Origin of the sequence: Aquiflexum sp. TKW24L (assembly GCF_023502205.1) — a bacterium.
Classification (GTDB): domain Bacteria; phylum Bacteroidota; class Bacteroidia; order Cytophagales; family Cyclobacteriaceae; genus Cognataquiflexum.
Window position 1 is genome coordinate 73,324 of the sequence record NZ_JAMFLG010000008.1, and the last position, 21,124, is coordinate 94,447.

20 protein-coding genes are annotated in these 21,124 nt (G+C 39.6%); 11 read left to right on the forward strand and 9 right to left on the reverse strand.

Annotated elements, in window-relative coordinates:
- Nucleotides 1–7: 7 nt before the first annotated feature.
- A complete protein-coding gene (gene lysA / locus M3O96_RS07455; protein WP_249719703.1) occupies nucleotides 8–1,240 on the reverse strand; it encodes a diaminopimelate decarboxylase in 1,233 nt (410 codons plus the stop codon).
- Nucleotides 1,241–1,415: 175 nt separating this feature from the next.
- Here lysA and M3O96_RS07460 point away from each other — a divergent pair, with 175 nt between their 5' ends.
- The 3 genes from M3O96_RS07460 to M3O96_RS07470 are packed head-to-tail and all read left to right on the forward strand — an operon-like array spanning nucleotide 1,416 to nucleotide 5,037.
- A complete protein-coding gene (locus M3O96_RS07460; RefSeq protein ID WP_249719704.1) occupies nucleotides 1,416–3,113 on the forward strand; it encodes a sensor histidine kinase in 1,698 nt (565 codons plus the stop codon).
- The gene (locus M3O96_RS07465; RefSeq protein ID WP_249719705.1) at nucleotides 3,110–3,802 is read left to right on the forward strand and encodes a response regulator transcription factor; all 693 of its coding nucleotides are present in this window, start codon (nucleotides 3,110–3,112) and stop codon (nucleotides 3,800–3,802) included. The genes M3O96_RS07460 and M3O96_RS07465 overlap by 4 nt, the downstream gene beginning before the upstream one ends.
- A 2-nt stretch (nucleotides 3,803–3,804) precedes the next feature.
- Complete coding sequence (locus tag M3O96_RS07470) at nucleotides 3,805–5,037, forward strand: exo-alpha-sialidase (protein ID WP_249719706.1); 1,233 nt, start codon at nucleotides 3,805–3,807, stop codon at nucleotides 5,035–5,037.
- Here M3O96_RS07470 and M3O96_RS07475 read toward each other — a convergent pair.
- Together M3O96_RS07475 and rlmH are read right to left on the reverse strand one after the other, a co-directional pair.
- Nucleotides 5,034–5,864 (reverse strand): hypothetical protein, encoded by an 831-nt coding sequence (locus M3O96_RS07475; RefSeq protein ID WP_249719707.1) that lies wholly within the window; start codon nucleotides 5,862–5,864, stop codon nucleotides 5,034–5,036. The two genes, M3O96_RS07470 and M3O96_RS07475, sit on opposite strands and share 4 nt — an antisense overlap.
- Nucleotides 5,865–6,207: 343 nt before the next feature.
- Entirely contained in the window at nucleotides 6,208–6,681 is a 474-nt protein-coding gene (gene rlmH, locus M3O96_RS07480; protein WP_249719708.1) for a 23S rRNA (pseudouridine(1915)-N(3))-methyltransferase RlmH, read from the reverse strand.
- Between the two features lie 228 nt (nucleotides 6,682–6,909).
- On the opposite strand from rlmH, the gene M3O96_RS07485 reads away from it, so the two are divergent.
- From M3O96_RS07485 to M3O96_RS07495, 3 genes are all read left to right on the forward strand, one after another.
- The gene (locus M3O96_RS07485) at nucleotides 6,910–8,046 is read left to right on the forward strand and encodes a toll/interleukin-1 receptor domain-containing protein (RefSeq protein WP_249719709.1); all 1,137 of its coding nucleotides are present in this window, start codon (nucleotides 6,910–6,912) and stop codon (nucleotides 8,044–8,046) included.
- Nucleotides 8,047–8,167: 121 nt separating this feature from the next.
- Entirely contained in the window at nucleotides 8,168–9,787 is a 1,620-nt protein-coding gene (locus M3O96_RS07490; RefSeq protein WP_249719710.1) for a hypothetical protein, read from the forward strand.
- Between the two features lie 392 nt (nucleotides 9,788–10,179).
- Nucleotides 10,180–10,680 (forward strand): fasciclin domain-containing protein, encoded by a 501-nt coding sequence (locus tag M3O96_RS07495; protein WP_249719711.1) that lies wholly within the window; start codon nucleotides 10,180–10,182, stop codon nucleotides 10,678–10,680.
- Nucleotides 10,681–10,902: 222 nt separating this feature from the next.
- Here the strand turns inward: M3O96_RS07495 and M3O96_RS07500 are convergent, their stop codons facing one another.
- On the reverse strand, nucleotides 10,903–11,418 hold the full coding sequence (locus M3O96_RS07500; protein ID WP_249719712.1) for a YcxB family protein: 516 nt from the start codon (nucleotides 11,416–11,418) through the stop codon (nucleotides 10,903–10,905).
- A gap of 168 nt (nucleotides 11,419–11,586) precedes the next feature.
- Here M3O96_RS07500 and M3O96_RS07505 point away from each other — a divergent pair, with 168 nt between their 5' ends.
- A complete protein-coding gene (locus M3O96_RS07505) occupies nucleotides 11,587–11,817 on the forward strand; it encodes a hypothetical protein (RefSeq protein WP_249719713.1) in 231 nt (76 codons plus the stop codon).
- 1 nt (nucleotide 11,818) lies between these two features.
- On the opposite strand, the gene M3O96_RS07510 is transcribed toward M3O96_RS07505, so the two are convergent.
- Both M3O96_RS07510 and M3O96_RS07515 read right to left on the reverse strand, forming a co-directional pair.
- The gene (locus M3O96_RS07510) at nucleotides 11,819–12,238 is read right to left on the reverse strand and encodes a Fur family transcriptional regulator (protein WP_249719714.1); all 420 of its coding nucleotides are present in this window, start codon (nucleotides 12,236–12,238) and stop codon (nucleotides 11,819–11,821) included.
- 238 nt (nucleotides 12,239–12,476) lie between these two features.
- Nucleotides 12,477–15,005: a zinc-dependent metalloprotease gene (locus M3O96_RS07515; protein ID WP_249719715.1), complete on the reverse strand. Its 2,529-nt coding sequence runs from the start codon at nucleotides 15,003–15,005 to the stop codon at nucleotides 12,477–12,479.
- Between the two features lie 124 nt (nucleotides 15,006–15,129).
- Here M3O96_RS07515 and M3O96_RS07520 point away from each other — a divergent pair, with 124 nt between their 5' ends.
- Nucleotides 15,130–16,242: an NAD(P)/FAD-dependent oxidoreductase gene (locus M3O96_RS07520; protein WP_249719716.1), complete on the forward strand. Its 1,113-nt coding sequence runs from the start codon at nucleotides 15,130–15,132 to the stop codon at nucleotides 16,240–16,242.
- Between the two features lie 23 nt (nucleotides 16,243–16,265).
- On the opposite strand, the gene M3O96_RS07525 is transcribed toward M3O96_RS07520, so the two are convergent.
- On the reverse strand, nucleotides 16,266–17,159 hold the full coding sequence (locus M3O96_RS07525; protein ID WP_249719717.1) for a UbiA family prenyltransferase: 894 nt from the start codon (nucleotides 17,157–17,159) through the stop codon (nucleotides 16,266–16,268).
- Between the two features lie 88 nt (nucleotides 17,160–17,247).
- Here M3O96_RS07525 and M3O96_RS07530 point away from each other — a divergent pair, with 88 nt between their 5' ends.
- The 3 genes from M3O96_RS07530 to M3O96_RS07540 are packed head-to-tail and all read left to right on the forward strand — an operon-like array spanning nucleotide 17,248 to nucleotide 19,923.
- The gene (locus M3O96_RS07530) at nucleotides 17,248–18,324 is read left to right on the forward strand and encodes a type III polyketide synthase (RefSeq protein WP_249719718.1); all 1,077 of its coding nucleotides are present in this window, start codon (nucleotides 17,248–17,250) and stop codon (nucleotides 18,322–18,324) included.
- The gene (locus M3O96_RS07535) at nucleotides 18,324–19,031 is read left to right on the forward strand and encodes a methyltransferase domain-containing protein (protein ID WP_249719719.1); all 708 of its coding nucleotides are present in this window, start codon (nucleotides 18,324–18,326) and stop codon (nucleotides 19,029–19,031) included. The genes M3O96_RS07530 and M3O96_RS07535 overlap by 1 nt, the downstream gene beginning before the upstream one ends.
- A gap of 43 nt (nucleotides 19,032–19,074) precedes the next feature.
- On the forward strand, nucleotides 19,075–19,923 hold the full coding sequence (locus M3O96_RS07540; RefSeq protein WP_249719720.1) for a mechanosensitive ion channel family protein: 849 nt from the start codon (nucleotides 19,075–19,077) through the stop codon (nucleotides 19,921–19,923).
- Nucleotides 19,924–20,047: 124 nt separating this feature from the next.
- Here M3O96_RS07540 and M3O96_RS07545 read toward each other — a convergent pair whose 3' ends face one another.
- On the reverse strand, nucleotides 20,048–20,887 hold the full coding sequence (locus M3O96_RS07545; RefSeq protein WP_249719721.1) for a hypothetical protein: 840 nt from the start codon (nucleotides 20,885–20,887) through the stop codon (nucleotides 20,048–20,050).
- 47 nt (nucleotides 20,888–20,934) lie between these two features.
- Nucleotides 20,935–21,120: a hypothetical protein gene (locus tag M3O96_RS07550; protein ID WP_249719722.1), complete on the reverse strand. Its 186-nt coding sequence runs from the start codon at nucleotides 21,118–21,120 to the stop codon at nucleotides 20,935–20,937.
- Nucleotides 21,121–21,124: the final 4 nt, after the last annotated feature.

Genomic DNA, 21,124 nt, shown 5'->3' on the forward strand with positions numbered 1-21,124 from the left:
TAATATTTTACAAACCGATATCAACCTGATGCCTTAAGATATCTTCAAAGGTTTCCCTTTCCCTGATGAGGTGCGCATTGCCATTGAGGATTAAAACCTCAGCAGGACGAAGCCTAGAATTGTAATTGGAAGACATAGAGAAGCCATAAGCTCCTGCATTTTTTATCGCCAAAATATCACCTTCCTGTACATCCTTTAATTTTCTGTCGGCTGCTATCGTATCCGTCTCGCAGATGTAGCCTACGATGGTATATATTCTTTCGGGACCTTCAAGTTTGGAAATATTCACCACCCCATGATAAGCATCGTACATCATCGGGCGGATCAGGTGGTTGAGTCCTGTATCGACGCCAACAAAAGTCGAGGCAGGAGTCGGTTTTACCACGTTGACTTTAGCCAATAGATAACCCGATTCTGACACAAGGAATTTTCCCGGTTCAAACCAGATTTCAAGCTCAGTACCATATTCCTGACAAAAAGATTTGAAAGCCTCAGAAACCCTTGATCCTACTTCTTCTATGTCGGTATAATTATCATCAGGCTTGTAAGCGACTTTAAAACCTCCTCCAAAATCAAGGAATTTGAGGCCACTGAATTCTCTTGCTGCATCAAAAACAATATTGGCTCCTCTGAGGAATACATCAGCATCAAGGATATCCGAACCGGTATGAATATGAAGACCAATTACGTTTAGGTCATGGGCCTCCACGACTTTGAGTACATGTTTTAGTTGAAGGATCGAGATACCAAACTTGCTGTCAATATGACCCACAGATATTTTTGCATTGCCACCAGCAAGGATATGAGGATTTAACCGGATACAAATCGGAACCTGATTTCCATAATAAGTACCGAAATGCTCCAACATCGGGATGTTGTCGATATTGATCATCACTCCAAGGTCAACAGCTTTTTGGATTTCTTCAAAAGAAACACTGTTGGGTGTGTACATGATTTCTTGTGGTTCAAAACCGGCGTGCTGGCAAAGCATAACTTCCTCCAAAGAAACAGCATCCACTCCTGTACCTGCTTTTTTCAATAATTTCAGGATATTGATATTGGAAAGGGCCTTGGTAGCATATTTGATTTTGAGCTGGACTCCTGAAAAAGATTTTTGTAAAAGCTTTACCTTATTAAGGATTTTGTCCCCGTCATATACATATAAAGGTGTACCGTATTCATTTGCCAAACCGATCAAAGAAACTCCCTGAATCTGATATTGCTGGTTTTTGACTTGCATGAAACTAAATTTAAGCCCCAAAGATAAGGATAGAACCACAATAAAAAAGATTGAAAATAGGCTCCTTTAATCTTCTTTGATTGAAATCCGTTAGGTAATTTCCACAGTTAAATTATGTTAACCTCAACTCATCCCATCCAAGAAGGAATAAATTTGCATCATGTCGAGCTCACAAATGAAACTTATCATAGTCCTGATGTCCATCGCCAGTCTTGGGCTGGTGGGATTTCAATACTATTGGATCAGAAATGCGCTCCGCATCAACGAGGATAGATTTGAACAGGCAGTCTACCAATCATTAGCCGCTACAATTGCCCAAATCGAGAAAGATGAAACGAGTGATGTTTTTTTGAGCTACCTCGCTCAGGACACTTTACTTCAACAATCTCTGGTCAACCAGATAGAGCCGATTGTGGTCCAGATTCGCCAAAGACCCATTTCGGGAAGAAGGAGACCTTCAGTAACCGACACACTCCTTCAGGAACCTATCCCTCAGATAAGTCAAAGTTTTAGAAGGTTGATTGAAGCAAGAGGTCTTGACAAATCTGTGATGGACGACCTCGATAATTTCTTTACAACCCTGACTCCAGAAATCGCTTCTTCGATGTTTACCCCCGACGAAATGGAGATTTTACTTCAGGAAAGGGAGCGGCAGCTGAAATACCTGAACCAATCCGAAAAAGTGTACAGGAGTAGATATGGATTTGCCCCTAATCCGGATTTTGTAGAGGAGTACAATATCCCCATGGATTTTTTGGAGAAGATCAGGATAGCCAATCAAAAAATCGCATTGTTTGACCGTGCTTGGGGAGAATTGATTGGAAAAAAAGATGTCTTTTCTAGAATGGATACCGGTCAGGTTAATCAAATCCTGAAAAATAACCTTCAAGAAAAAGGGATTAATCAACCTTTCGAATTGGGGATAATCAATGAAAAAGGGAAGCTTTTTCCTGTCACAGCTTTATTAGATTCATTTTCTTTGGTCAATTCCAAAATGCAGGCAAGGTTATTTCCGGGGGATATTATTCCGCAGGAAAATTTCCTTTTTATCCATTTTCCAAATAAAAGAGCCTATGTTTTCAAACAAATATGGCTTCCAGTGCTGAGTTCGGTACTGTTTATCGGAATCGTAATTTTCTGTTTTGTCTATGCCATCAGGGTGATTATCCGGCAAAAAAACCTTTCAGAAATCAAGAATGATTTTATCAACAACATGACCCATGAATTCAAAACTCCTATTGCAACGGTCAGTCTTGCAGTAGAAGCTTTGCAAGATCCTGAATTGTTGAATCAGGAATCTTTCCGCAAAAGATACCTGAACATCATCAAAGACGAGAACAAAAGATTGGGAGGTCAGGTGGAGAAAGTTTTGCAGGCAGCTACCTTGGAGAAAAAGGAGTTCAGCTTGAAAATGGAATATGTCGACTTGACGGAAATTTTGGAAAATGCAAAAACACAATTTGAACTTCAGGTGGAAAATAAAGGTGGAAAAATCACCTTTGAAAACAGGATGACCGATCCCAATCTGATGTCGGATCCTTTCCATTTGTCGCACATTATCAATAACCTGCTCGATAACGCCAACAAATACAGCAAAGACAGTCCCATCATCCACATCAAAGCTTGGGACCAAAACGGTTTTGTTTTCGTGTCTATCCAGGACAATGGAATAGGCATGTCAAAAGAAGCCACCAAGAAAATTTTCGATAAATTCTACAGGATTCCCACAGGCAATGTCCACGATGTGAAAGGCTTTGGACTTGGACTATCCTATGTCAAAACCATTATCGAAGCACACAAAGGTGAAATATCAGTAAGCAGTGAACCAGGAAAAGGAAGTATATTTACCATCAAACTCCCCAAGACACCATGAGCAAACCAAAACTATTAGTAGTAGAAGATGATCCGAATCTAGGGGATATCCTGCAGGAATACCTGACCATGAAAGGCTATGAAACTACCCTCTGCCGTGATGGTGACGAAGGTTGGTCCAAGTTTAAAAAGGACAAATACAGCATGGCTATCTTAGATATCATGATGCCAAAGAAAGACGGCTTTACCCTAGGCAAAGAGATCAAGAAAGTTCAGGAAGACCTTCCGATCATTTACCTGACTGCCAAAAATCTCAAAGAAGATATCATCGAAGGATTGAAAATCGGTGCGGATGATTACATCACCAAGCCTTTTAGCATGGAAGAATTATTGCTCCGGATAGGTGCCATTCTCCGTCGAACACAAAAGTCGGAGGAAGTAAATACATTGAAGCTGTATAATTTTGGTGAATTCGAGCTGCATTATGATGAGCAATACATCAAAGGCCCATCAGGCATACACAAACTCACTTCCAAAGAGAATGAACTGATCAGGTTATTGGCCTCTGAAATCAACAAACTGGTAAACAGAAGCCACGCCTTGAAGCAGATTTGGGGAGATGATTCTTATTTCAATGCGCGAAGCATGGATGTGTACCTCAGCAAAATCCGGAAAATCCTCAAAGACGATCCCAAAGTCCAGATCATCACGATCCACGGGGAAGGTTTCAAAATGGTAGTGACAGACTAAAAATGATCAAAAAAAACAGCAATCAAATAATTGTATTGGGCTTCCTCTCGGGGATAGCCCTTTTTTCTTGTGCGCAAAAAAAGCAGGAAACCATTGTTCCTTCGGTAGGATTGGTGAAGGAATTTTCTTCCGAAAATGCCCATATCGAAGAGCCGTATCTTTTCACTTCTCTTCAAGGGGACACGTATCTTTCTTGGATAGAAAAATCTGATTCTGTCAATATTTTTAAATTCTCCAAGTTGGAAGGGGAAACTTTTTCCCCTGAAACCATCATATCGCAAGGATCAGATTGGTTTGTCAATTGGGCGGATTATCCACAGATGTCAGCTTTTGCAGACGGGACTTTGATCGCTGCATTTTTGCAAAAAAGCGGCGAAGGAACCTTTGCCTACGATGTCAGGATCACCATTTCCAAAGATGGGAACCAATGGTCTGAGCCCTTTGTCCTGCACGATGACAACACCCAAACAGAACATGGATTTGTTTCCATGGTTCCTTGGGGAGAAAATGTACTTGTCACTTGGTTGGATGGAAGGAATACCGGAGGTGGTGGGCACGAACATAACCATGACCACGGTCATCATGGTCAAATGACGGTTAGGGCGGCGGTATTGGATACTGAAGGGAAGAAAATAGACGAATGGGAATTGGACAACAGGGTCTGTGATTGCTGTCAGACGACGGCGACCATGACCGAGGAAGGTCCCGTGGTGATCTTCAGAGACAGGTCTGAAACCGAAATCAGGGATTTGGGGATTGCAAAATTTGAAAACGGAAATTGGAAGGAAACGGCACCGGTTTATATGGATTTGTGGGAAATAGCCGCCTGTCCAGTCAATGGCCCGAGGGTGTCCGCTATGGAAAATCAAGTTGCCGTGGCTTGGTACACCGGAGCAAAGGACAATCCTGAAGTGAAAGTGTCCTTTTCTGATGACAACGGAAAATCTTTTAATCCTCCCACCAAAATCGACCTTGGACAAACCCTCGGCCGCGTGGACATCGAGATGATAGCCAAAGACAATGCGATGGTATGCTGGATGGAGGAAGGAAAAATTCTCGTCCGATCAGTGAGTTCCTCCGGTAAATTGGGTAATCCGATCCAATTGGCTACCTCATCCGACAAAAGAAGTAGTGGTTTTCCCCAAATGACCAAAAACGGAAATACACTTTGGTTTGCCTGGACGGATGATTCTGGGAATCTGAAAAAAGTCAAAGTCGCAAAAATGCCAATTTAATAGTTGGTATCAGTTCTAGATACCACACCTAACAGCATTTCCATTTTTCCCTTAAAGTCAATAATCCGTTCTGAAGGATATAAATACTCTGCTTTAAGCAATTGCACATAGGCGGCTTTGTATTTTTGCTCATCAAATTTTTTGACCGCATCATTATAATATTGCAACCCTGCCAATTCACGGAGTCCGATTTTTTCGAATAGGGTATTGGATTCATTTTTGGAAAAAAACGATCCCACCTCAACTGGCTTCAGGTTGGCAGATTTAGATGAATGAATGATAAAACTGTTTAGAAATCCCATAGTCTTCTTCTCTCCCAAGATCAGTCCTTCATTTGCAAAAGTACTTTCTATAATAAATGGTGTTTTCTTAAAAATTCCTTGGATGAATACGTGCTCTTCAGTTTCGATGATCTGATATGGAATATCAAACCGGTTTAAGAGCAAGGCATAAACAGCAGTTCCCGTGACGCAATCATAAATCCCCTGATCAATTGTCTTTGAGAAGTTGGCGTTTTTTTGGTATTCTTTCAAAAGCTGTTGTTGAGCAATGATGTAGATATCAGACAGGATCCTTATGTTTTTTCTCTTTTTGTTGGAGAACTTATCCAAATTAGATACGACTTGGTTCCAATTTGTCAGGGAAAGGTTTTCATTTGGATAAAGAGATTGGAGTAATAAAAATGGATTATCCTGATGGTTAAAAAGTAATTCTCTTTCAGAAGTATTGTCAAAAACAGGAAGAATCAGATGGTCAATTTTATCTTGGGAGCTAGCCGAGAAGCTAACCAATAGCAGAGATAACAGTATCGTTGACAATTTTTTCATTTACTTCGAGGAGCATATGGTAACATTAGGTTAATCCAAAATTAACAATAAATTAATATAAAGGAAATAAATGATCATAAACTTAACATTAAAATAATATTGAAAGTTAAGTATTGTAAAAAATGCTTTTTCTGAAAAGGATTTTGGATTGTGTGATGAAATGTAGCAGTGCTAAAAATTGGACAAGAAGCTCTAAAAACATTCTGACTTTACTCTTGATCAATAGGAGCATGAGTTATGGAGGACTTAATTCAGAATTCTGAATTCTTAACTCCACACTATCCTTCTCAAATCTCCCGTCTTAATTCTCGCTTCTCGTCTCTCGCTTCTCGTCTCTCGACTCTCATTGATGGTGATAAGGTTCATTCTTCAGGATCGTAAAAGCCCTATAAAGTTGCTCGACAAAAAATACCCGGACCATTTGGTGGGAAAAGGTCATTTTGGAAAGTGAGATTTTGCCGTTTGCCCTTTGGTACACTTCGGCTGAAAATCCATAAGTACCGCCGATGACAAAGACCAATTGCTTCAAGCCTGCATTCATTTTCTTTTGGAGGTAGTCGGAAAAATCCACGGAGGAATATTGCTTTCCCTGTTCATCGAGCAGCACCAACTCATCGGAAGTCTGTACTTTTTTCAAAATCAGTTCTCCTTCTTTTTCCTTTTGGGAAGCTTCGCTGAGGTTTTTAGAGTTTTTTAGATCAGGGATGATTTCCAACTCGAACTTGATATAAAACCCCAAGCGCTTGCTGTATTCCTCCAAAAGGGACTGAATGGCTACATGGTCTGTTTTGCCTACGGCGATAAGTCTGATCTGCATCCTGCAAAATAATTAAAGGATTATCGAATAATGTTGGGTGAGGAGATTTTATTGGGAAAAATATTGTATTTCTTAGGTTTGTATAAAAGGAAGCTTGGATATTTAGGATTTTGGTTCTACGTTTAGATACTTCAAATAGATCCGCAACCATTGTGCTATTTGTTACAAATAGCAAACATAGAGCAATAGTTGTGTGAAACAAAAATAGTACTCCATTAAAGAACGAACATGATATTCCTTAGTCATTCCTCAATTGACAAGCCCTTAATAGATGAAATAGCATTTGAATTAATCAATGAAGGATTAGACATTTGGCTTGACAAATGGGAGATTGAAAACGGTGATCTTTTGGACGATAAAATTAATCAAGGAATCAAGGATAGTTGTTTCGTCATAGTATTTCTGTCTCCGGATTCAATGAAATCTTCTTGGGTACAAAAGGAAATACAAGAAACTATTTCTAAGGAGAGTACTGAAAAGAAAAAATATCTTTTATTAGTGAAATTGAAAGATTGTGATCTTGACCAGAAAATAAGTAATCGCCTATATACAGATTTTTCAATTTCATTTACAGAAGGGTTAAGTAACTTAATTCGACTTTTAAAGTCAAAGGCTAAAAATATTAGGAAATTGACCAATCCCTTAATCCCAATTAAGATTAACAATCTTTTATATGTCGACACAGAATCATTATATAGGCTACTTTCAAGAATTGGAGACATTATTAAACTAAATGGTATTCAAAAAGACCAAATCTTAATTGTACAAAATAAAGAATATTATGATTTTAAAAGCATGGCGTATCAAGAATTTGATAAATTCAAAATATCCGGAAACAACAAGGATAGTATTTCTTATTTTAGAGAAGTATTAAGATCTATTGAAGACCTTGAAGAAACTTTAATTGACGGAATAGTTCAAATTCTTTCGCAAGGTCAACGGTATGACTATTATAATCTAGTTAAATCCGTTAAATGGTTTTACAAATCAATCTTCTTCACAATTGGTTCAAAGCTGGATCAACTTCTAAATAAAAGAGTAAAGGATTATACGGGTGTAGAATTAGTTCACTCTCCATTTGGTAGTAATATTAGTGCAGCGAAATTCTATGGTGTTAAATTTGTTAGATACTTTGACATTTGGAAAGATACAAACCCAAATGACTATATAAAATTTTGTGTTAGCGACGATTCATTTATATCACGTGACTATGAGAAATTCCCCTTTCAAAAGGGATTTATTGAGGTTTATGATCCTACCGAATGGTTCAAGTATTTAGTCCCGCAAATGGTAAGAGGTGGGCTACTAAACAGAAAGTTGCCAGTTTGGTGGGACTTTGAAAAAGCTAAGATAGGACCGAGCTAAGAAAACATTTCCTAACAGATTTTTTGCTTCATGGAGTATTAAAAACTTTCCAAACGACAAGTTCTTATCAATCAAATGAGAACGAAAAATCGAATTAAAATTTAATATAATTTTTCATTTAATGATATTATACATATCTACTATATTTGGATCTGAATTTCAGAAAATGTTCGGAGGAAAAATTGAACCTTGGACAGGACATAAAATTGATTATTTCATCCTCGGGTTAAGAATAGGAGAACAACAGTTTAATGACTATTGCGAGAAGGGAATCTATCATGAAGGAATTAAATGGGAAAAAACAATTCGTTCATTAAGAATACAATTATCGCAAAAAGCTCTAAAAAATCTGATAATTCAAAAACCAGAATTAAGCAATGAACTTTTGTTGAATTTTATTAGTAACGAAGAAAAATGCAGTTTAAAACGTATTGAATTTCTAAAACTTTATATAGAATTTATTGATTTAGAGAGAATTTTTAAATCTGATGAAATAACAATTGATTTAATATTTCTTAAAGAATTAAAGAAACAATTAAAAATTTACAATAGGGAAGCAGACCTATCATATCTAAAAATTATAGGTCAAAATAAAAATGTAATCTGGTCAGTTGAATTTCTAAAAGAATCTAGGGAATTTTTAAGTTGGGATGTTTTAAGTTCTAGCAAATATTTAAATTTTTCGAAGGGTCTTATAGAAGAATTTAAAAATTATTGGAGCTGGGATCTTTTAAGCGAGAACGAGAATATTCAATTTAATGAGGAATTTCTAGATAAATTTAAAGGTTATTGGAATTGGAATAAATTAAGCTCCAATAAATCAGTACCACTTACAATAGAATTATTAAAGAAATTTAAAAAATATTGGGATTGGTCAGGTTTATCTGGAAATGGTTTAATTTTTTGGTCGAAAGAATATTTTTTCGAGTTTAAAGATTCCATAGATTTTTTCCGAATGGCTGGAAATAAGAATGTTGACTGGACTCATGTGTTCAATAATTATAAATACTCTATAGATCCCATAAAAGAAAAAGATTTTTGTTTACAACTCGTATTTAATAATCCTGCATTTAATCCTAAAGCACAAGATCTAATCTATTTTAAAGAAAATTTATATTTCCGTGGGAACCACCCTGATCCTAGAGGATATGTTAATTTAAAATCTACAAAACTTTTGAAATATTCTGAAAAGCTAAATAATAGTTACAGGATACATAACAATGATTTACTTTACGAAGAATTTTCCAACGCTATTAATTTTAGAATATCCCCGTGCTTATCATCCAATATAGGCTTAAAATGGACAGACGATCTGTTATCACGATTTTTTTCAAAACTCGATTTTTGGTTAATAGCCTTAAGGGGAAATTTGGATTTGGAATTAATTGAAAAATTCTCATCTTTTTTTGAAGAAATAAGATTTACACATGTTACATATGGACAAAAAAAATCAGATTTTGGAACACCATCCTATTACCATTTTCATTCAGGATGGCAAAACTTATCCTGCAATCCAAATTTTACACAAAATGAAGAATTCTTAGTTTGGGCCTCTAAGCGCACCACAAGGATTATACCTTCAATAGAGTATTTTTATGGAGACAACTTTGATATCGAAAGGACTATAACAAACATAAATATTGAAGGAGGTTTTCAGTGGGTTACATTAAATGAAGTATTTACAAAACGGATTAATAATTTTGAATTTAATATTGACTATACTTCTTTGCATACAAAGTAAGCTCACCACTTTAAAGAAAGGCCTCATCAAAATATTATGCTTAACAATAATTCAAGGATTATTCTGTGTAGATCTACACAATCATTACGAACCGATCTAGCAGACCTACAAAAGTTTTATAATATCCTACAATAACATCTCATTTTTCTGGCTTTCATTTAGAACCAATTTTTCCCCTAACCAAATAGCGAATTTTTCTGCGCAAGTCTGCGCAATCTGCGGGAGCTACGATTTGATACCATCCAAATAAATCATTCCTTTAAACAGTCCTTTTTTGTAAACAAACAGCCATTTACCGTAAGTCAAAATCACTTAACAAAATTTCACAAGTATTTGAAAAACAATAGGATAGGTTTTGGTCTTTGTAATGTCAAACCAAAACTTTTATTACCATGAAAAAATTATTTGCAGTTGCGATGTTGTTCTGTTTTATCCTAACATCATCATTCACATTGAACAAGAATGCCACTTTAAACCCGGAAGCAGATATCGTTGATCTTGCGATTCAGACCGAATTCCTATCCACCTTGGTAGCCGCTGTCAAAGCCGGTGACTTGGTCGGTGTATTGAAGGGTGATGGCCCTTTTACCGTTTTCGCTCCTACCAATGATGCCTTCGCCAAACTTCCTGCAGGAACAGTGGAGAATCTTTTGAAGCCTGAGAACAAAGCCCAATTGGTAGCCGTCTTGACTTACCACGTAGTACCGGGAAAAGTTTATTCCAAAGACCTCAAAAACGGAATGAAAGCTAAAACTGCCCAAGGATCTGAAGTAACCATCACCTTGAAAGACGGTAAAGCTATGGTAGATAATGCTACTGTAACTGCAGCTGACATCGAAGCTTCCAATGGTGTGGTTCACGTGATTGATACAGTGATCCTTCCAAAGATGTAATTGTCCACAGTCGACTGACGAGAGGCACTTAAATTGAAATTAATTCTTCAATTCCAAAGTGGGACATATTAAAAATCAATAAGAAAAAGGCCTGATTCAAATCGAATCAGGCCTTTTTGTTTTACTATTAATTTACCATTTTTCTTGATTCAAACCATATAATTCTAGAATATGAGTGCAGATGAAGAGGCTATATACAGTCAACTATGGTCTGTGGTCTTTTTACTTTTTCACCTCTGCCGTTGCTATTTTCCCTGCGGCCTGTTCAGGAAGATATCCTTTTCTCCTCAGAATGGCTTCCAAAAATTTCCTTTCATTTTCTGTGTTGAAGATTTTGAAAGGGAGATATATAAATTGGGCTTTGGACATAGTCAGGATGTAGGCCTCTTTATTTAGTTCCACTTTTTTGATCATGTCCCACTTGATAGGCATTCCCTGTTGGACGTTGAGCTTCATCAATATCTGCCTGCTGTCAATCTCATAAGACATCTTTTCAAAAATCACTTTGTTCTGTTCCATCTGGGTGACACCTGCAAACTGAATTACCCAAAAAAGCCAATATAAGGCATAAGCCAAGATGGCCATGCTGATCCACCACCATGAAGCTATCCAAAAATAACCGCATCCGATGGCAATGGCGATCAATACCACCCACCATTGTTCTTTGAGGATATTGGTCAACCCTAGCTTAATGTAGGTACCTGTTGTTAATTGATATTTTTTTGTTTTGACTATCATTACTTGATTTTTTTCGTGCGCAAATATCTAATGATATCCCTTATTTCACAAGCTAAACAGGAAACCAATTAATTTTTTTAAAAATTCTTAAATCAATCTTGTCTTTGGCGAGTTAAATGATTGACTTCTACAAGGTTTTGTAGTAAATTGATTCAAATTTCTTTGAATATGAGTAGCTTAATTGTTGATTTGGTTCTTTGCGGAGTCGCCTACGTGGTGCTGATTTATTTTGTGGCTACCATGACCAAATCCAATCTTGGGCGAAATACAGGCAGCAACGATGATGGAGATGGGGGCGTAGAGGACTTTACCCCACCAAAAATCGATTTGCCGCCGGGGGTGATTTGGCCCACAGATTCTCCTACAAAGAAAGCTCCGAGAGAACCCATGGAGGTTTGACTCAATTGCACTTATCGCAAACTCCCTGAATCAGTAAGCTTACCTCTTTTTTGGTATATCCTTCGGGCAAGGAGATTTTTGGCAAGCCCACTTCTTCCATACAAATAGTTCTGCCGCACTTTTCGCATTTGAAATGAACATGCTCGTGGTCATGACGGTGCTCTCCCGCATGGGAATGTGAACACAAGGCGTACTTGGTAGCTCCACTGTCATCAAGGACTTTATGGACGAGGTCATTGTCCAAAAAGGTCTTCAGTGTCCTGTAAATCGTCACCCGGTCAAAATCTTTTTGCAAAACCTCTTCAAGATCAGAATGGGAAAGCGCCACCTGTCTTTCCAAAAAAGTCTTTAACACTTCCTTTCTACAATTGGTAATCCGCAAACTGTGTTCTTGAAGGAGTTGAAGAGGGCTATTGGGCATTATTTTAAAATTGGTTTGGGTAAAAATAGGGACTTAAGGTTACAACACAAAAAAAGGCCAAACATGTTCAGCTTGGCCTTTTTGGTTTTACATTTCAAAATATTACCCGACTTTAGAACGAGTGATGAATTTACGAATCCGTCATGCTGAACGTAGCGAAGCATCTCACAAAAGATTGGAGATCCTTCATCTTCGTTCCTCAGATTCAGGATGACGCCATTCCAATCCAGATTGCCAATTACTTTGGATCCAAGATTTTATTGATTCTTTCCAAAGCATCCTCCAAATGGAGTTTGGATAATTTGTCTGAAGTTCTTGGAATGGCTGCAGTAATCTGTCTTTGCAAGGTTTTCAATTCACCTCTTGCCATCGGCCTGATATCCGATTGGGAAGCATTGATCTGCGGCCCTACAAATGCCCTGAACTGTGCAGGAAGTGTCGGTTCATTACCGGTTAGCAACAATTCCAACCTTTCGATATGTGCTCTTTGAAGACTTCTTCTGTGGACGTCTATGGTTTTGCCGGAAGGCAATTCATTCCAAATTCCACCCCTAAGGTCATCAAATAACTCCACCATGGTGTAGGCATTTTTACCGTTTAGGGCTTCGTTTTCGATCATTCTCCCAAGCCTACCCCATTCCAGGATTCCGTTCAAAGTAGTCACCTGAACCCCTCGGATTCTTTCCAAAGCACCAAAATCACCTGTTCTCTCAATGATTTTTTCATCCATCAACCACGCAGGCGTGGCAAACAATTCTTTGTTGATAAACTGAACGGCACGCTTCTGCTTGGTTTTGTCAGTATGGACATAGACAGCGTCACCTTGACCGGATGATTTGTAGAATTCATAGACTCCACCGACATTGGTTCGGATGTGACCCATGTACCTGTTGTACTGTCCGATGACCTGACCGTACATTTCGTTGAGGTCGCTGTAATCTTTGAATGGTTTGTCTGCTTCAGCAGTCCATTTCATCAGATTTGGAAGGATCACTTTCAGGTTTTTGATACCATAATCCGAAGCTTTCATCGCGTCATCACCCAAGTCTTCACTTTGGCTGCTTGGATCATAGCTGTTGCCCTGACGACCAAATCTGTAAACAGGATCTCCCTGCTTGGCAAGAATCCATTTGTCCAAAGTAGGTTGCTCTTCTTCGGGAGTTTTGGCGTCCAATATCGGTCTGTAACCCCATGCGATAGAGTACTTGTCATAAGGCCCTACATCCGGCATCAAGCTGACATTGTCATCTCCCGGCTGTGCGATGTAGTTGAATCTCGCATAATCCATGATGGAAGGGGCTGTTCCAAATTCTTTGGTGAAAGTAGCTGAGCGCAAAGAATCCACCGGATAGGCGTGTGAGGAGGCAAAGTTATGCGGAAGACCCAAAGTATGTCCCACTTCATGAGAAGATACAAATCGGATCAACCTGCCCATGACTTCTTCCCTAAAGTTGACACCCCGGGCTTCAGGATTGACTGCTGCAGTTTGGATAAAGAACCAGTTTCTGAGCAGGTTCATCACATTGTGGTACCAACCGATATCTGATTCGATGATCTCTCCAGATCGTGGATCGGACACGTGAGGGCCGTACGCATTTTGGATATCCGAGGCAAAATACCTGATGACAGAATACCTCGCATCCTCAGGACTCCAATCAGGATCTTCTTCTTTGGTAGGTGCGTCTTTGGCAAGGATAGCATTTTTGAATCCCGCTTCCTCAAAAGCTTTTTGCCAATCTTCGATTCCCTGCTTCAGGTAAGGTCTCCATCTCTCAGGCGTGGCGGGATCGATGTAAAACACAATCGGTTTCTTTGGCTCTACCAATTCACCTCTTTTGAATTTCTCATAATCTTCTTCCTTTACTTCCAATCTCCACCTGTCAAGGAAAGTCCTTGTTGCTGCTTTTTGTTGGTCGAGGCCGTAATCCACCACGGAGCGGCTAAACCATCCCACACGTCTGTCGGATAATCGTTGCATCATGGGGTCTTTTGGTAACAGTACCATGGAGGAGTTCATCTCTACAGTAATCAAACCTGTGCTCGCATTGGATGGCGGTTCAGTAGCTGCATAAGTCATGACATACCGTGCTTCGATGTTGATCGGGTAAGGGCTTACACGCTCAATATAGGAGCGCTCGTTGTCCAGTCTTGTTACTTTATATTGCGTCCTTCTGTTTCTTGGTAATCCTATTGCTTGGACATCTTTGGTAAACAAATCTGTTACTTCTATGACAACACCATTTTTGTCTGTTGCTTTTGCTTTGACATCAAATTTTTGGAGAATCGGTTCCAAGTTGGAGCTTTTTACGGCAGTGAATATCGGCAAGGAGTCAGCAGCAGTGTTGCTGTAGGAAACCACTTTTAGGAGTAGGTTGTCTCCATTTTGATCCCATCTGACGAGCAAAGTGTTTGTCCTTTCACCCCCATAGCCGATTCCGTCTGCGGTTTTGGCAATAGTCGTGACGATGAGCATTTCTCTCCCGATGAGGGTGTCGGGGATTTCATAAAAATATTTGCCCTCCAACTCATGGACTTTGAAAAGTCCGTCTTTTGACTTTGCCTTGTCGGTGATGACTTCGGCGTAGGGTTTTGGCCCTGTCTTTGGTGGTGTCGGTCTTGCAGGAGCAGGTGCCGCTGTCGCAGGGGCGTTTTTGGAATCTTTTTTCTTTTTCTTTTGGGCAAATGCTTCATCACCGACGAAGACCATTCCGATCAAAAAAAGAAACGTCAATCCCTTTCGTAAATACATTTGGGTAAACTTCTTCATGTTTAATATAGTTGACTTGATAATTAACTTTTGAATTTAACCCGTAATTCAGGGCATTTCTTAAATTCAAAGGCTGAAATTTGATAAACGGCAAATCATTCCATTTAAAAGGCGCGAGAGTTTTATGCAGCATTCAGACATTATTATTATTGGCGGAGGGTTGGGGGGATTGATTGCTGCACACCATTTGGCAAAAAACGGAAGGGAGGTTTTGCTCATTGAAAAAAAAACTTACCCTTTCCACCGTGTCTGCGGAGAATATATTTCCAATGAAGTCAAAGATTTTTTACTCAAGGAAAATCTATTCCCACAGGAAATAGGTCCTTCCGTCATCACCAAGTTTCAGCTGAGTTCTATTAAGGGAAATGTAGCCAATATGCCCTTGGACCTTGGAGGCTTTGGCATCAGCAGGTACTCGTTTGATTTGTTTTTGTACCAAAAAGCAACAGCTGTCGGCGTAAAATTCCTGCTCCAAACGCAGGTTGAGGAAGTTGGATTTGAGCCAAAAGAAAACAGGTTTTTTCTCAAACTCAACAAAGGAAATTCCATGACAGCCAACCATGTCATCGGGGCTTTTGGCAAGCGGTCCAAAGTGGATAAGGCCATGGACAGGCCATTTATGCATCAGCGGAGCCCATTTATCGGAGTCAAATACCACGTCAAAACGGACTTTGATCCGAATACCGTCGCCCTGCATAATTTTGAGGGAGGATATTGCGGCATCAACCAAGTGGAAAATGGGGTTTCCAATCTTTGCTACCTGGGTTCCAAAAAGCAACTCCGTCAATATGGAAGCATCCCTGAAATGGAAAAAGAAGTGCTCTATAAAAATCCCCATCTCAGGCAGATTTTCCTGAACAGCGAATTCCTTTTTGACAAACCGGAAGTCATCAATGAGATCAATTTTTCACCCAAGCAGCCGGTCGAAGACCATATCCTGATGGTCGGTGATGCTGCAGGGTTGATTACCCCGCTCTGTGGTAATGGCATGGCAATCGCGATCCACACAGGCAAATTGGCTGCTGAAGCCATTCTTCAGAATCAAGATAGAAGACAAATTGAAAGCCAATACCGCAGGCAATGGACCCTTATTTTCAAAACCAGGTTGTGGATCGGCAGAAAAGTGCAGTGGCTTTTTGGGTCAAAAACAGTTTCAGAATTTTCGGTTGGCCTAATCAAAAGTTCCCCTTTTGTGGCAAAAGAGATTATGAAAAGGACGCATGGGGAAAGATTCTAATTTTTGATTTGAGATTTGAGATTTCACCCAAGAGCCTGCAAAATCTGTGTATTCTCCAAGAAATACCAAGCAAAGAAGATATTCAGGGCGATGGCAGAAATCCTGTTCATCCACATGGTCCAAGAGTAAGTAGTGTATTTTTCTTGGTCCTTGCGAACAAATGAAAACCAAACGAAGAAATAGAGAATTACCGGAAGCATCGCAGCTAGGAAACCATAAAAGGCGCTTTCCTGATTTCTGCTTAGGAAAAACCAGCTGAAGCAGATTCCTGTTACCAAAAACCAGATGCTTGAAAAAGCAAACGTTCCTTTTTTGCCCAGTTTCAGGCTCAAAGTAATATCCCCTCTTTTTGCATCTTCTTCATGTTGATAGACTTGGGTCAGGGGATAAGAACCCCACAGCATCAGACTGGACAGCAAGCCCGGAATCAAGACGTGGCTTTTGGTAAAAACCTCCCAACCAAAATCACTCAATCCCGCATAAGCCATGCAGAAGGTGAAGCAGCCCTGAAAGAAACCTGCCACAATCCAACTTACATAGGCATACTTTTTGAGTCGGATAGTGGGATGGCTGTAAGCCATGGACACGAGGCTATACACGAGCAGCATGCTGCTGAATTGCCAATTGATTATCAGTCCAAGCCCTAGAGAGATTACAAAAAATAAAAGGGATAGAAAATACAGTCCATTGCTTACTTTTGGAGGATTGCGCAAGCCCCCGATGCTTTTTTCGTCCTTGTCAAAATACGAATTATAGCCATTGCTGGAAGGGTAGAGAAATAAGTGTAGGGCAACAAGAACAATCAGCATCCTTTCGGGATTATGATTGGGTGTAAAGGCCAAAGCAAAAATGAATATCGGAAGGAGATAGAAGGAAAATGGAATTCTGAGGTGTTTCCAACTGGATAATTTAAACATAAATAAATTAGATTTTTAACTTTTAGGACAAGGGATAATTATCTTTCGGGTATACCAAGTTAGAAAAAATAAGTGTAACTTAAACTTAATGAACAACCACATTGTAAGCATTGGCACAGCCAATCCTGGAAATCCGGTATCCCAAATTCAGATTGGGGAATTTATGAAAATGGCTCATGGATTGGATGTTCAGGAATCAAGGAAACTGAACTTTGTGTACCAAAAAACAGGAATCGAAAATAGATTCAGTGTCATCGACGATTTCAACTATACAGATCCTAAAAAGTTCAGTTTTTTTCCTAACAACCGGGATTTAGAACCATTTCCTTCTACCAAAAAGAGGATGGGACTTTTTGAAAAATCCGCTTTGTCACTTGCTTCCGGAGCCATCGATGATTGCCTTTCGAATACACATATTCAAACCCATGAAATTACACATTTGATTTTAGTCTCTTGTACAGGGATGTTTGCCCCGGGGTTGGATTTGGAGATTATTCACGCAATGGGATTCCGCAATGACATCGAACGCTATGCTATTCATTTTATGGGATGCTATGCGGCTTTCAATGCCCTCAAATTGGCAGACCGCATTTGTGACAGCGATCCTGCTGCCAAGGTGCTTGTGCTCGCGATTGAGTTATGCACCATCCATTTTCAGAAGGACTATACGGAGGACAATCTCTTGGCAAATGCTATTTTCGGTGATGGAGCTGCTGCGGCTTTGATAAGACGCCAACCGGTCGGATTGAAGATCAAAAAGTACCATAGCCGTGTTTTCAAAGAAGGAGAAAGTGACATGGCTTGGTCGATCGGGGACTTTGGGTTTGAAATGAGATTGAGCAAATATGTGCCCGATTTGCTCCATAAGGGTTTGAGTGAAATTCTGGGATACCTTGAAGAAGTATTTCAGTTGTCCAAAATCAAACACTTTGCCATCCATCCCGGAGGTAAGCAGATTCTTCAGAAAGTAGAAACTGCTTTTCAGATTTTACCCAACCAAAATTTGCACTCCCACCAGGTATTACAAGCTTATGGCAACATGTCCTCGGCTACCATTCTCTTTGTCCTCAAAAAATGGCTTCTAGATTCTGAGTCCAAGGGTGACATTTTGGCTATGGGTTTTGGCCCCGGATTAACATTGGAGACCCTCTTGCTGGAGAAATAATGGGAAAGTTCGATCAGCGCTGCTACGACAAAGAGATCATGGATGACCTGGAAGTTGGGGGAGAAATTCTGAAGCAGACATTGCGCGAGCTCCGCACCATCAACCGTTTTTTGGGTGGCAATCATGTCACTACTTCTGGTCTAAAGATCCTCTTGAGCAAAGACAAAACTCGTGAATATACCATCGCTGACATTGGCTGTGGTGGCGGTGATATGCTCAGGGTTATGGCAGATTGGACTTTAAAACACGGTATCAAATGTAAATTCCTGGGAGTAGATGCCAACGAGCATACGATCGGGATGGCAAAAGCGAACCTAAAAAATTATTCTAATATCAGTTTTTTGACCCAAAATATATTTGACAAAGAATTTGAAAAAATCAAAGTTGATGTGGTTACGTGCACACTTTTTACCCATCATTTCAACGATGAGGAACTTATTTTTCTGTTGAGGGTTTTTAAAAAGAGCGCCTCTTTGGGTATGGTCATCAATGACCTACACCGCCATCCTTTGGCTTATTACAGCATTAGACTGTTGACGGCTTTATTTTCCAGATCCCCCATGGTTCAAAATGACGGACCACTTTCAGTTCTCAGAGGTTTTACACGCAAAGACATTAAGCGTGTATTGCAAAAATCCGGTATGGGAGCTTTTCAAATCCAATGGAATTGGGCCTTCCGATGGCGGGTAATTTGCAGATTCAATTAAATTTGCGTCAAAATCATATTGAAAAACAAAAATTTAATTTCGCATGGAAGAGTATGGAATTGATTTAAAGACCTTGGATTTAATCAAACAACAAGCTATTGATCTTGCTTTCAAGGTTGGGCCAAAGCTTATACTTGGTGTTATCATTTACCTGATTGGTCGGTACATGATTGGATTTGTCCAAAAGGTCATGGGCAAGGCTTTTGAAAAATCTGATGTAGATGCATCCCTTGCCACTTTTCTAAAAAGCTTCGCCAAAGCGATACTTTGGGTATTGTTGCTCATCAGCATTGCCACCACCATGGGTGTGGAAATGACTTCTTTCGTGGCTATTCTTGGTGCGGCAGGTTTGGCCATAGGTCTTGCTTTGCAGGGTTCATTGGCAAATTTTGCAGGAGGTGTTTTGATCCTGATGTTTAAACCTTTCAAAGTTGGTGACACCGTTGAGGCCCAAGGGACCACCGGTGAAATAGAAGGTATTGACATATTATATACCAAAATCCGAAATTTTGACAACAAGCTTGTCACAGTTCCTAATGGGGTTCTTGCCAATAACCTGATCGTCAACTATTCCCAAAAGCCAACAAGAAGGGTAGATATGAAAGTCGGTGTAGCTTATGGAACAGACATCAAAAAAACCCGGGAAATCATACTTGGTGTTTTGGCCAAAGATGAACGGATTCACCAGGAACCTGCTGCGACGGTTTTTTTCGGTAACTTTGGTGACAACTCACTAGACCTCACCATCAGGTGTTGGGCTGATACAGGTAACCTGTGGCCGGTGTATTGGGAAAATATGGAAGCAATAAAGGAGGCATTTGAGGAAAATGAGATAGGGATTCCATTTCCACAAAGAGATGTACATCATTATTATCCTCAAGGTAAAGAATAAAAAAAGGCCGGAAATTCCGGCCTTTCTTATTTTATCAATATCCTATTCAAACATAATTCAAGAAGATCATTTTGAAATTCAAGACTTTAATCCGGTGACTGTTGTCTGTGGACTATGAACTTCTTCAATCAAATTCCACAGGAACCGTTTTTCCATTATGCGAAACTGTAGCAAACTTGTCACAATCACCGTTACCATAATCCACCACAAATTTTGAATCGGGATCCAAGGTCAATTCCACTAATCCGGAAGATGGCACCCAATTTCCTTTGTCGGTGCAGGATTGGATAAAAATGAGCTTTCTCTCAATGCTTGTCCTAAATGGGATACCAAGTCTAGTCCTGCCTCCGGCACCACCAGTCACCTCGAGTTTAAATCCATTTGAGTCCATTGGTAGGAATAGTCTCTTAATATGTTCTCCTTCTAAAGTCGCAAATGTTCCATCCGGCCAGGTAACTTTTCCGGCAGAAATAACTGTTTGGAACAAGAAAAACTTTCCTTCGGCATTGAACCCTTCGTGGATGAGCCTACGTCGTCCCTCTATTTTGAGCCCGTTGACCTCATAGCCATCAAATGCCAAGGTGATTTCTGTTCCTGACTCAAAGGAAAGCGCAGAATAATAAATCATGATTTTGCCTTTTCGGGTGATTCCTTTGGGGCTTTTACAGCCAGCTCCGAAATTGATGACGATTGATTTGTTGTTAGGGAAAAAATCAACTTTTGTATCCGCGCAAAAATCGCTTTGGATATCCATGTTGGTTCTAAGACCAAGACCGTTGCTTTGCATCGCAGAGAGGGTAAAAAAGTCTGCTTCATCAAAAGCGGCATTAACCTGTGCCTCTTCGTTTAGAACTGCAGTGTCCTGTTGGGGCAATAGTTCTTCTGTTTGTTCACAAGAAAAAATCAAAAAGATCATTCCTAGGGCAAACAGGAAAGTAGGGATTTGTGGGTGTTTTACTTTCATGGGGATTAAGTTTTATCCCTGAAAGTAAAGCAAAAAAAATCGATTGATTATTCAGTTGACGATGAATTTTTTGATGTTTTTTTCGGGTTAGGCTTTGAATCTGAGGCACATCCAATATTTTTGGTAAGAGATACATTTTCAGGTATACCACCGAATCCTTCCGAAAAGTCCCATTCTGATGCCAATTCTTCATTTTCACTTTTTATCTCTTTTGTTACCTTTTTTTGAGCCATAGCT